The 11620-nt window shown below is 72.0% G+C and carries 10 protein-coding genes; 5 read left to right on the top strand and 5 right to left on the bottom strand.

Translation table 11 applies throughout. The annotated features are described in order from the left end of the window. The 5 genes from ACLQ25_RS19560 to ACLQ25_RS19540 all read right to left on the bottom strand — a co-directional run bounded on the left by ACLQ25_RS19560 (position 1) and on the right by ACLQ25_RS19540 (position 4939). On the bottom strand, positions 1-522 hold the full coding sequence (locus ACLQ25_RS19560) for a DinB family protein (RefSeq protein WP_425732264.1): 522 nt from the start codon (positions 520-522) through the stop codon (positions 1-3). Positions 523-567: 45 nt separating this feature from the next. Next, positions 568-1062, bottom strand: a complete 495-nt coding sequence (locus ACLQ25_RS19555; protein WP_396801720.1) for a universal stress protein — start codon at positions 1060-1062, stop codon at positions 568-570. A 9-nt stretch (positions 1063-1071) separates the two neighbouring features. Next, positions 1072-2676 carry an MDR family MFS transporter gene (locus ACLQ25_RS19550; protein ID WP_425732263.1) on the bottom strand — a complete coding sequence of 535 codons (1605 nt, stop codon included), beginning with the start codon at positions 2674-2676 and terminating at the stop codon, positions 1072-1074. Positions 2677-2759: 83 nt separating this feature from the next. Then, positions 2760-3200, bottom strand: a complete 441-nt coding sequence (locus tag ACLQ25_RS19545) for a MarR family winged helix-turn-helix transcriptional regulator (RefSeq protein ID WP_425732262.1) — start codon at positions 3198-3200, stop codon at positions 2760-2762. A gap of 26 nt (positions 3201-3226) precedes the next feature. Continuing rightward, on the bottom strand, positions 3227-4939 hold the full coding sequence (locus tag ACLQ25_RS19540; RefSeq protein WP_425732261.1) for an alkaline phosphatase D family protein: 1713 nt from the start codon (positions 4937-4939) through the stop codon (positions 3227-3229). An 83-nt stretch (positions 4940-5022) separates the two neighbouring features. On the opposite strand from ACLQ25_RS19540, the gene ftsY reads away from it, so the two are divergent. The 5 genes from ftsY (at position 5023) to ACLQ25_RS19515 (ending at position 11480) form a co-directional block, all read left to right on the top strand. Then, positions 5023-6204: a signal recognition particle-docking protein FtsY gene (gene ftsY / locus ACLQ25_RS19535; protein WP_425732260.1), complete on the top strand. Its 1182-nt coding sequence runs from the start codon at positions 5023-5025 to the stop codon at positions 6202-6204. Between the two features lie 6 nt (positions 6205-6210). Next, entirely contained in the window at positions 6211-7074 is an 864-nt protein-coding gene (locus ACLQ25_RS19530; protein WP_355051563.1) for an aminoglycoside phosphotransferase family protein, read from the top strand. A gap of 275 nt (positions 7075-7349) precedes the next feature. Further along, complete coding sequence (locus ACLQ25_RS19525; protein ID WP_425732259.1) at positions 7350-8768, top strand: ammonium transporter; 1419 nt, start codon at positions 7350-7352, stop codon at positions 8766-8768. Between the two features lie 25 nt (positions 8769-8793). Continuing rightward, positions 8794-9132 (top strand): P-II family nitrogen regulator, encoded by a 339-nt coding sequence (locus tag ACLQ25_RS19520; protein ID WP_007456507.1) that lies wholly within the window; start codon positions 8794-8796, stop codon positions 9130-9132. A 17-nt stretch (positions 9133-9149) separates the two neighbouring features. Beyond that, positions 9150-11480, top strand: coding sequence for a [protein-PII] uridylyltransferase (locus ACLQ25_RS19515; protein ID WP_425732258.1), 2331 nt, complete (start codon positions 9150-9152; stop codon positions 11478-11480). Positions 11481-11620 lie beyond the last annotated feature (140 nt).

Here is an 11620-nt window from a genome sequence, read left to right as displayed (position 1 = left end):
TCACTCGCCGGTGACGCCGTCGATGCGTTCCCGGATCAGGTCGGCGTGGCCGTTGTGTCGGGCGTACTCCTCGATCATGTGCACGTACACCCAGCGCAGGTTGAAGGTGCGCTTCTTCGCGCCGACCTCGGTGAACGTCTCGTCGAGGGAGTGCCCGGCGGCGGCCGCGCGGGCCAGTGCCACCTCGCGGTGGAAGGTGGCGAAGTCCGCCTCGGCATCGGCGGCGCTCACGTCGTGGTCGGCGTCCGGGTTCTCGGGCGTGAAGTACGGGTAGTCGACCCGCTCGCCGGCGAAGCTCTCCCGGAACCACCACGCCTCCACCTCGGCGAGGTGCCGGACGAGGCCGAGCAGGGTCAGCCCGGACGGCTCGACGCTCGGGGTGCGCAACTGCTTCTCGGTGAGCCCTGCGCACTTGAGCAGCAGTGTCTGCCGGTGGTAGTCGAGCCAGCCGTCGAGCATCGTGCGCTCGTCGCCGACGTACGGTTCGGGGGTTCGGGTGATCTCCGGTGCGGTCCACGTCATGGCGCGCATCCTGCCCGGGACGTGGGACGGTCCGCGACGGGTTATTCAGGGCACCACGACGACGGGCCAGTGCCCCTTGCGGACCAGCCGGGTGGCGACCGAGCCGACCAGCCGGTGCCCGGCCTGCTCGGAAGCGCCCACCACCACCATGTCGGCCCGGAACTCGTCGGCGGCCGCACACAGCTCGGTGTACGCGTCGCCGCGTCGGCACAGCAGCGTCACCGGAATGCCCAACTGCTCGGCCCCCCGTCGGCACTCCCGGCGCAGCTCGTCGGCCAGCTCGTCGTGGGTGCGCTGGACCGCGCCGGCATCCATCCCGGGCACCAGGGAGGTGAGGCCGCTCGCCGAGCTGACGAAGACCACCACGAGCGCGGCGCCCTGCCGGCGGGCCAGCCCTGCGGCGTAGGAGCCGGCCCGCCCGGAGGTACGGGTGCCGTCGACACCCACCATGATCACCCTCGGGCCGTCGGTGCCGCGCTCGAAGGGAAGCGAGCTGACCCGGGGGCCGTACTCCTCGCGGTCCGGTGCTCCCACGCCCATGGCTCTACCTCACCTCTGCTCGGCGGCGGGGACCGCGCCCACGATGTTGTTCGATTCCCGCTCGTCCCCGCCGGAAACCGGAGTGCTGTTCTGCTGGCGCAGCGGCACTTCCTTGATGAAGAGCACGGCGATCAACGCGATCAGCGCGAACGGGGCGGCGGCCAGGAAGATGTCGCCGGCGCCGTGGCCGTACGCGGCCTCCACCACCGCCCGCAGCGGGCCGGGCAGGGCGTGCACGTCGGGCAGGGTGCCGCCGCTGCCGGAGCTGGAGGCCGGGATGCCGAGCTGGGACAGTCCGTCGGCGGTGTAGCCCTTGACCTTGTGGGCGAGGACCGCGCCGAGGGCGGAGACGCCGATCGCGCCGCCCAGGCTGCGGAAGAACGCCACCACCGAGCTGGCCGCGCCGAGCTCGTGCGTGCCGACGGTGTTCTGCACGGCGAGGACGAGGTTCTGCATGGTGAGGCCCAGGCCGACGCCGACCAGCAGCATGTAGACGCTGAGCAGGGCGTAGCTGGTGTCCGCGCGCAGGGTGCCCATGAGCGCGAAGCCGACGGTGAGCAGCGCCGAACCGGCTACCAGGAAGCGCTTCCAGCGGCCGGTCTTCGTGATGATCCGTCCGCCCACCGTCGAGGCGACCAGCAGGCCGAGGATCATCGGCAGGGTCATCAGGCCGGCCATCGTCGGGGACTCGCCCCGGCTGATCTGGAAGTACTGGCCGAGGAAGATCGACGCGCCGAACAGGCCCACGCCCACCGCGACGCTGGCGACGACGGCGAGGGTGATCGTCCGGTTGCGGAACAGCCGCGGCGGGATCATCGGCTCGGCGGCGCGGGTCTCCACCCGGATGGCGAGCGCGCCGAGGAGCAGGGCGCCGAGGACCATGGCGACGGTCTGCCAGGACGCCCAGGCGAACTGGTCGCCGGCCAGGGACACCCAGATCAGCAGCACCGAGACCGCCGCCGTGATCAGGGTGGCGCCCCACCAGTCGATCTGTGCCTTGCGCTTGACCACCGGCAGGTGCAGCGTCTTCTGCAGCACGACCAGCGCGGCGATGGCGAACGGCACACCGACGTAGAAGCACCAGCGCCAGCCGAGCCACGAGGTGTCGACGATCACGCCGCCGATCAGCGGGCCGCCGATGGTGCCGACGGCCATCACGGCGCCCAGGTAGCCGCTGTAGCGGCCCCGCTCGCGCGGCGCGATGATCGTCGCCAGGATCACCTGGGCCAGGGCGGTGAGGCCACCGGCGCCGACGCCCTGGAGCACCCGACACGCGATCAGCTCGCTGGTGCCCTGCGCCAGGCCGGCCAGCACCGAGCCCAGGACGTAAATGCCCAGGGCGAGTTGGACCAGTGTCTTCTTACTGGCCAGGTCGGACAGTTTGCCCCAAATTGGGGTGGTTGCGGTGGTCGCAAGCAGCGCCGAAGTGACCACCCAGGTGTAGGCGGACTGGCCGCCGTGCAGCTCAGTGATGATCCGCGGCAGCGCGTTCGAGACGACCGTGGAGGAGAGGATTGCGACGAACATGCCCAGCAGGAGGCCGGAGAGGGCCTCCAGGATCTGCCGGTGGGTCATGTCGACGGCGGGCGCTCGGGACGCTGTCGCCTGGCTCATCGTGTGGTGCCTCCAGCCCGTACGTTTTGGTTGCCTCAAGCAACAACTTGCCGGGGGGTGGCGACATTCCCCGCCTCGCGGGGTCATCTCCAGGAATCGTTGAAGCGGCCGAGGAGCCGGGCGAACTCCTCCACGTCCCGGGTCGGCCAGTCGTCAAGCGCGCGGAGGAATTCGCCCAATCGGGCGGCTCGGGCGACATCGAACCGGTGCTGCCCCTCCTCGGTGAGGCTGATCTGCGCCGCCCGCCGGTCACTCGGGTCCGGCTCGCGGTGCACCAGGCCGAGTGCCTCCAGCCCGTTGATCTGCCGGCTGAGCGTCCCCTTGCCCACGCCGAGCCGCGCCGCCAGCTCGGTCAGCCGGATCGACCCGCTGCGCCGCAACCAGAGCAGCAGCCCGTAGGTGTTCGGTTCGAGGGTCGGGTGCACCTCGCGGGCAATCTCCCAGGAGACCGCCCGCCCGCGACGCAGCAATGCGGTCAGCTCGTGCTCGACGGCCCGGATCGGCTCCGGCTGATGCTCGCTCACGGCCTAGAGAGTACGGCGGGGCCCGGTCACCCGTCGCCGGAGAGGCGGCGGCTCATCACGGGGCGTAGGTGACCGTCGCTGGTCGTGCCCTCGATCGTCACCTCGGCCTGCCGACCCCGATGGGTCAGGGTGGCGACGGCGTTGCCGAAGTAGGGGCCGGCCAGCTTGCGCCAGCGCACCCCCGGCCGCCGGACGCCCGCCGAACGGGCCAGCGCCCGGGTGGCCCCCGCCGGGCCCGACGACCAGCCCATCTTCATCAGCGGTCGGATGCCGGCCGGCACCTGGTTGTGAATCGGCGAGCAGGTGAGCTGGTGCACCGGCGTGACCACCGCGGGGTCGGCGAACCGGGCCCGGGCCACGTACGAGTGGTGCACGTCCCCGGAGAGCACGCTGATCGACGCCGGTGGGGCGTACGCCGGGCCGGCGCCGACCCGTGCGCCGGGCGCTCTCGGCGTGCCGGTGCCGATCCGGGCGAACGTCTCACCGAGCGCCTCGAAGGACCGTCGGAACGCCGCCCAGTGCTCCAGATCGAGAGCCCGGCGCAGCTTCTCGGCCGTCCGGGCCACCCACGGTCGGCGCGAGTCGGCCAGCTTCTCGTTCCACGCCTCGATGTGGTGGATGCCCTGGGGCAGCAGCCAGGGCAGCGAGGCGCCCACCACCAGGTGGTCGTAGACGCCGTGGGCCTGATCCAGGAACCACGACCACTCACCCGGCGGCAGCATCGCCCGGCTGCCCGGCTCGAGCACCCGGCTGCACCGGTTGTCGAGCATGACCAACCGGGTGCGCCCCAGGTCGAGCGCGTAGCTCCACTGGTACTGCACCGCCCGCCAGCGCTCGGTGTCGTGCGCCAGGTCGGCCTCCTGGTCGACCCGGTGCCCGAACTCGCGCAGCACGCCGGTGGCGTCCTCGGCGGCGACGACCTTGGCGAAGACCGGGTCGGCGGCGATCTCGTCCGGCGCGAGGTTGCCCAGGTGCTGGTAGACCCAGTACGAGGCCAGTCCGCTGCCGATCCGTTCGGCCCACCACGGCTGCTCACGCATCTCGGCACGCCACGACGCCGAGGTGTTCCAGTCGTCGATGATCTCGTGATCGTCGAAGATCATCACGCTGGGCACGGTGGAGAGCAGCCAGCGGATCTCCGGATCACGCCACGACTCCAGGTAGAGCTTCGTGTACTCGTCGAAGCTCACCACCTGGTCGGCGGGAGCGCCCTTGGGCCGCCGACGGCGTCGGCGCAGCAGCCGGCGCACGGTCGGTGAGGTGACATCGGCGTACACCTGGTCACCGAGGAGCACCAGCAAATCCGGCAGCGGATGCGACTCCGGTTCCGCCATCGACCGCCGCGCGTACGCGTCCAGGGCGTCCGGTGGGAGCTTGCGGGTGGTGGCGTGCTGGGTGGTTTCGCGACACGAACCGAAGATCAGGTTGACCGGCTGCTCCCGGTCGTCGACCGCCCGGGTACGGATCACGCTGGGCGGGAAGCCGCTGCTCTCCACGGGCCACACCAGCTCGTCGTCGACCAGCACCTCGTAGGTGGTGGTGCTGTCCGGAGTGAGGCCCTCCACCACGACGAGGGCGTAGTGGTGGTCGTACGCCGAGAAGGTGGGCGCGGTGCCGGTGGCGCCGTCGGCGGTGCGGACGGTGACCACGGCGGGCGCGGCGGTCTCCACCCAGATCGTCGCCCGGGTGTCGACCACTCGCCGCAGAAGTGGGCCGATCAGGAGGTGTGCGGCGGGCATGACGCGAGCCTACCGCCGGTTTCCGGACACCGGCCGGGTGCGGTGGCTGGGACGCCGTCGCCGGCATCTGACAGGATTCCGGCATGGCCGAATATCTCGTCCTCGCTCTGGTCCTGCTCGGTGTGCTGATCGCCGGCACAGTCGGGCTGGTCGTGCCCCGTCTGCGGCGGCGGCCCGAGCCTCCGCTTCCGCGCACCGAGGTCGACACCCGGGCCGAAGAGGATCTCGCCGGGCCGCCGGTCGAGGCACCGGAGTCCGATCTGTCCACCGGTGTCCTGGTCGAGCCGCCCCCGGTGCTCGAGCCGCAGGTCGAGGTGCCCGAGCCGACCGCCGGGCGGCTGATCCGGCTCCGGTCGCGGCTGTCGCGCTCGCAGAACGTGTTCGGCAAGGGCCTGCTCGGCCTGCTCGCCCGCGACCACCTCGACGAGGACGTCTGGGAGGAGATCGAGGACAGCTTGATCACCGCCGACGTCGGCGTGGACGCGACCCGTGACATCGTCGACCGCCTGCGGGAGCAGACCCGGGTGCTGGGCACCCGCTCGGCCGGCGAACTCCGCGCGCTGCTCGCCGCCGAACTGGTCAACGCCCTCAACCCCGGCATGGACCGCGCGCTGCGGACCGCGCCCAAGGACGGCGTGCCGGCGGTGGTGCTGGTCGTCGGCGTCAACGGCGCCGGCAAGACCACCACGTGCGGCAAGATCGCCCGGGTGCTGGTCGCCGACGGCCGTACCGTGCTGCTCGGCGCCGCCGACACCTTCCGGGCCGCCGCCGCCGACCAGTTGCAGACCTGGGGCGAACGGGTCGGCGCGGAGACCGTGCGGGGCCCCGAGGCGGCCGACCCGGCCAGCGTGGCCTTCGACGCCGTCAAGCGGGGCATCGACACCGGCGTGGACACGGTGCTCATCGACACCGCCGGTCGCCTGCAGAACAAGGTCGGCCTGATGGACGAGCTGGGCAAGGTCAAACGCGTCGTCGAGAAGCAGGGCCCGATCGACGAGACGCTGCTCATCCTCGACGCCACGACCGGCCAGAACGGTCTGGAACAGGCCCGGGTCTTCACCGAGGTGGTCAACGTGACCGGCGTGGTGCTGACCAAGCTCGACGGCACCGCCAAGGGCGGCATCGTGATCGCCGTACAGCGCAAGCTCGGCATCCCGGTCAAGCTCGTCGGTCTCGGTGAGGGCAAGGACGACCTCGCGCCGTTCGACCCGGCGCAGTTCGTCGACGCGCTGCTGGGCACCGAGCCCGCTGGACGGGACGCGTAGTCTCGGGTGACCAGTGACGATCGCGCGTACGCGGGCTGGCGTGATCCCGGCCATTCCTCGCAGCGCCTCGGGAGACCGTACGTGACTTCGCAGGAGATCCCGCTGCACGGCGGGAACGTGAGCACCGTGGTCCGGGTCGGCGACACGGTCCGTCGCAACGCCGGGCCGTGGACCCCGTCCGTGCACGCCCTGCTCCGGCACCTGGAGTACGTCGGCTTCACCGGCGCCCCCAGGGCGCTCGGGATGGACGAGCGCAACCGTGAGGTGCTGTCGTACCTGGAAGGGGAGTGCGGGGAATATCCGCTCGCCCCGCACTGGGTGACCGATGAGGCGCTGGTCACCGTCGCCACCATGCTGCGGATGTTCCACGACGCGCAGTACGGCTTCGCCCCGCCGGCGGGGGCTGTCTGGCGCTCGTTCGGCCCTCCGCCGCCGGACACCGAGGTGATCTGCCACCACGACGCCGCCCCGCACAACGTGATCTGGCGTCCGGACGGCACCCTCGGGCTGATCGACTTCGACCTCGCCTCGCCCGGCGCGCGGATCTACGACGTGGCGTACGCGGCGTGGACGTGGGTGCCGATCTTCGCCGACCGGGACTCGATCACCCTGGGCTGGAAGCACCCGGACCGGCCGCGCCGGCTGCGTCTGTTCGCCGACGCGTACGGGTTGATCCCACGGGACCGGCACCGACTGATCCGCACCATTCGCAAGCGGATCGTGGACCACGTCGAGGGCATCCGCCGGATGGCCGCCGCCGGTGAGCCGGCGTTCGTCCGGATCGTGCACAAGGGGCACCTGCGGCGTCCGATGCGCGACCTGCGGCTGCTCGACTACGAGCGGCACGCACTGGAGAACGCCCTCCGCTGAGCGCGGACCGGTCGATGCTCGGCCGGGCCCGTCAAGCGGACCGGTCGATGGGTCTGGCCGGTCAGCCATCGACGCGCGCCGTCCGAACGATCCACCATTGTCCATGCTGCCGACTGTGCGGACTCCGTGACACGTACGAAACAAGCCGTCACGAATTGGAAACCCGCACGGGACCCTGGGTGAAACAGCCGGCAACAAGGCTTCCGCGCAACCGGCCTACGGGCGACGCTGCCCCGGAAAGCCGCGAAGGAGGACTTCACCTTTAGGAGGCCAGCGTGCCTGAAGCACCGACGATCGACGGCGCCAATACTACGTGGCTGCTGGTTTCGACCGCGCTCGTGCTGCTCATGACCCCCGGACTGGCGCTGTTCTACGGCGGCCTCAACCGGGCCAAGGGCGTACTCAACATGATGATGATGAGCTTCACCGCCATCGGGCTCATCTCTGTTCTATGGTGGTTCTACGGTTTCAGCATCGCCTTCGGCACCGATAAGAGCGGCATCATCGGTGACCCGGGCGCGTACCTCGGTACCAAGACCTTCCTCGCCGAGTCCGACCTGTGGGGCGCCACGGCGGAGAACCCCAGCGGCATCGGCATTCCGCTCTACGTGTTCATGGCGTTCCAGATGGTCTTCGCCGTGATCACCGTCGCGCTCATCAGCGGCGCCATCGCCGACCGGGCCAAGATGGCCGGCTGGCTGCTGTTCGCCTTCGGCTGGGCGACCCTGGTCTACTTCCCGGTCGCGCACTGGGTGTGGGGCGGCGGCTTCATCGGCGGCGGTGACGGCCACATCAAGGCGCTCGACTTCGCCGGTGGTACCGCAGTGCACATCAACGCCGGTGCGGCGGCCCTGGCCGTGGCCCTGGTGCTCGGCAAGCGTCTCGGCTGGCCCCGCGAGGGCATGAAGCCGCACAACATCCCGCTCGTCGCGCTCGGCGCCGGTCTGCTGTGGTTCGGCTGGTTCGGCTTCAACGCCGGGTCGGAGTTGACCGTCGACTCGGTCGCCGGCCTCGCCTTCATCAACACCCAGCTCGCCACCGCCGCCGCGGTGCTCGGCTGGATCGCGGTTGAGTGGATCAAGGACCGGAAGCCGACGATGGTCGGCGCCTCGTCCGGCGCCGTCGCCGGCCTGGTCGCCATCACCCCGGCCTGTGGCTTCATCACCCCGTGGGCGTCCGTACTGCTCGGCATCGTCGCCGGCGCGGTGTGCGCGGTCGCCGTCAGCCTGAAGTACAAGCTGGGCTACGACGACTCCCTCGACGTGGTCGGCGTGCACTTCGTCGGCGGCTGGATCGGCTCGCTCTGGCTCGGCCTGTTCGCCACCAACTCGGTCAACGCCGCGATCAGCGACGTGGTCGGCGCCTCCGACGGCCTGTTCTACGGTGGCGGCGTGACCCAGCTCGGTCGGCAGGCCCTGGCCGGTCTGATCGTCACCGCGTGGTCGTTCGGCGTCGCCTGGGTGATCGCCTTCGCGATTGAGAAGACGATCGGCTTCCGCGTCAAGAGCGAGGCCGAGGTCGAGGGCATCGACATCGCCGAGCACGCCGAGAGCAGCTACGACCTGTCTCCGTCGGGCGGCGGCACGGGTGGCGCGTTCGCGATGGCCGGCATCGGTTCCACCGGTGGCGCGCCGAGCACCGCCGCTCCCGAGACCGAGTCCACCGAGCCGGTCAGCGCCAAGGTCGCCGGTTAACGTTCCTTAGATGGAGGGGTTGGACATGAAGCTGGTGACCGCGGTCATCAAGCCGTACCAGCTGGACGCGGTGAAGGAAGCTCTGCACGCCCTGGGCGTGGCCGGGCTGACCGTCAGTGAGGTCCAGGGGTACGGACGGCAGAAGGGGCACACCGAGGTCTACCGGGGTGCCGAGTACACGGTCGAGTTCCTGCCCAAGATCCGGGTCGAGGTGCTCACCGACGAGATCGACGTGGAAAAGATCGTGGACGCCATCGTCGGTGCCGCCCGTACGGGCAAGATCGGCGACGGCAAGGTCTGGGTCACCGGTGTCGAGGAGGTCGTCCGGGTACGTACCGGCGAGCGCGGCCTCGACGCTCTCTGATCCGGACCACTACTGACATGACCTCGTTGATCAAGAAGAACGCGTCAGGAAACACCGGCGACGGCGACGCGAACCTCTTGATCAACGAGGTCGTCGGCGTACCGGGGGGGATCGGGGAGGCCGCCCGAGTGGGGCGGGCGGCCGCGTACGACGAGTTCCTGCGTGGGTTGCTGCCCGCGCGCGACGGTGTCGCGCTGATGGCCGTCGGGGGCCTGGGGCGGCGGCAGTGCGCCCCCTACGGCGACCTCGACCTGGTGCTGCTGCACGCCGGAGTGCCCGGCACGGACGAGTTGGCCGCCTCCGTCTGGTACCCGATCTGGGACGCCGGACTGCGCCTCGACCACTCCGTGCGGACCGTCTCCGAGGCCCTGTCGGTGGCCCAGGACGACGTCAAGGTCGCCCTCGGGCTGCTCGACGCCCGCCTGGTGGCCGGCGACCAGTCCCTGGCCGACGCGCTGACCCGCACCGCCGCCGACCACTGGCGGCGGACCGCCGTGCGGCAGCTCCCGGGTCTGCGTGAGATCACCGTCGCCCGTTGGCAGGCGCACGGCGAGCTGGCCTTCCTCCTCGAAGGCGACCTCAAGGAAGCCGCCGGCGGGCTGCGCGACGTGGGGCTGCTGCGCGCGATCTCCGCCGCCGGAATCACCGACGCGCTGCGTCCCGCCGTCCGCGCCGCCCACCTGCGGCTGCTGGACACGCGCGACGCCCTGCACCAGCAGGTCGGCCGCCGGGTCGACCGACTGGTCGCCCAGGAACGCGACGGCGTCGCCGCGCTGCTCGGCCTACGACAACTCCAGCCCGGCGCGTCTGACGCCGCGCGGCGGCCTGGAGCCGTCGTGGACGATGGCGACGCACTCCTGCGGCGGGTGGCCGGGGACGCGCGCACGGTCAGCCACGCCCTCGACGACGCCTTCCGCGCCGCCGACCGGCTGCGCTCGGGCCGCTCCCGGGGTGGGAACGGCAGCCCGGTACGTCGGCCCGTGGCCCGGGACGTGGTCGAGCACGACGGGGAGCTGGTGCTGGCCCGGACGGCGATCGGCGCGCGTCCCGACCCCAGCCTGTCCCTGCGCGTGGCCGCCGCGGCGGCCACCACCCGACTGCCGATCGCGCGGGCCACCTGCGAGTGGCTGGCCGCGTACTGCCCCCCGCTGCCCGCACCCTGGCCGGCCGAGGCCCGGGCCGCGCTCACCACGCTGCTGGGCGCCGGTCCCGGCCTGGTGCCGGCGTGGGAGACCTGCGACAGGTACGGGCTGGTGGACGGCTGGCTGCCCGAGTGGACCCGGCTGCGCAGCCTGCCCCAGCACAACCCGGTGCACCGCTACACCCTCGACCGGCACCTCGTGCAGGCCGCCCACGAGGCCAGCCGGCACGCCCGCGAGGTGGACCGTCCCGACCTGCTGCTGCTCGGCGCCCTGCTGCACGACATCGGCAAGGGCCTGCCCGGCGACCACAGCACCGTCGGGGTACCGCTCGCCGAGACGGTGGCGACCCGCGTCGGGCTGCCCGCCCCGGAGGTGGCGCTGATCGGCACGCTCGTCCGGCTGCACCTGCTCCTGCCGGACGTGTCCACCCGTCGGGACCTCGCCGATCCGGTGACCATCGCGTCGGTCGCCGAGGCGGTGGGGGACACCGGCACGCTCGACCTGCTGCACGCCCTCGTCCGCGCCGACGCCGCCGCCACCGGCCCGGCCGCCTGGTCGGACTGGAAGGGCCGACTCGTCGCCGAACTGGTCGCCCGCGTCCGTACCGCCCTGGACACCGGTGTGCTGCCCGAGCCCCCGGCCCCGGACCCGGCGCTGCTGGCCGGGCCGCTGCCGGTCGTCCACCTCACCGGAGACCGGGTGGCGGTGGCCGCCGCCGACCGGCGGGGACTGCTCGCCACGGTGGCCGGCTGCCTCGCCCTGCACCGACTGGAGGTGCTCTCCGCCGACGCCTCCGTGGTCGACGGCCGAGCGCTCGTCGAGTGCCGGGTGCAACCCCGCTACGGCCTGCCGGCCGACCCGGTCCCGCTCCGCGCCGACCTACGCCGCGCGGTCGCCGGCGACGTGTCCGTCACCCAACGGCTGCGCGGTCGTGCGCTCGCCGCCCGGGGCAGCGGCGCCGCACCCCGGGTCGTCTGGCACCGCGAGGCGGCCACCGACGCCGTCCTGCTCGAACTTCGCGCGGCCGACGCCGCCGGGCTGCTCTACCGGGTGGCCGGCGCGCTCGACGAGGCGGGCGCCCTGGTCCGGGCCGCACGGATCTCGACTCTCGGCGCGGACGTCGTCGACGCCTTCTACCTCGTGGGCGGCTGGCCGGACGACGCCACCCGGGCCCGCCTGGAGGCCGCCGTACTCGCCGCCGTCTGACCAGCGATCCGCGCCGTGCGACGGCTAGCGTTGGCAGCCGTCGCCCGCGCTGGCCGTGTTGGGCCCGCGCTGGCCGTGTTGGGCCCGCGCTGGCCGTGTTGGGCCCGCGCTGGCCGTGTTGGGCCCGCGCTGGCCGTGTT

Source organism: Micromonospora sp. DT44, assembly GCF_049841635.1.
Classification (GTDB): Bacteria; Actinomycetota; Actinomycetes; order Mycobacteriales; family Micromonosporaceae; genus Micromonospora.
Note: the sequence above shows the minus strand (reverse complement) of the source record. Positions and strands in the feature narration are given on the sequence as shown.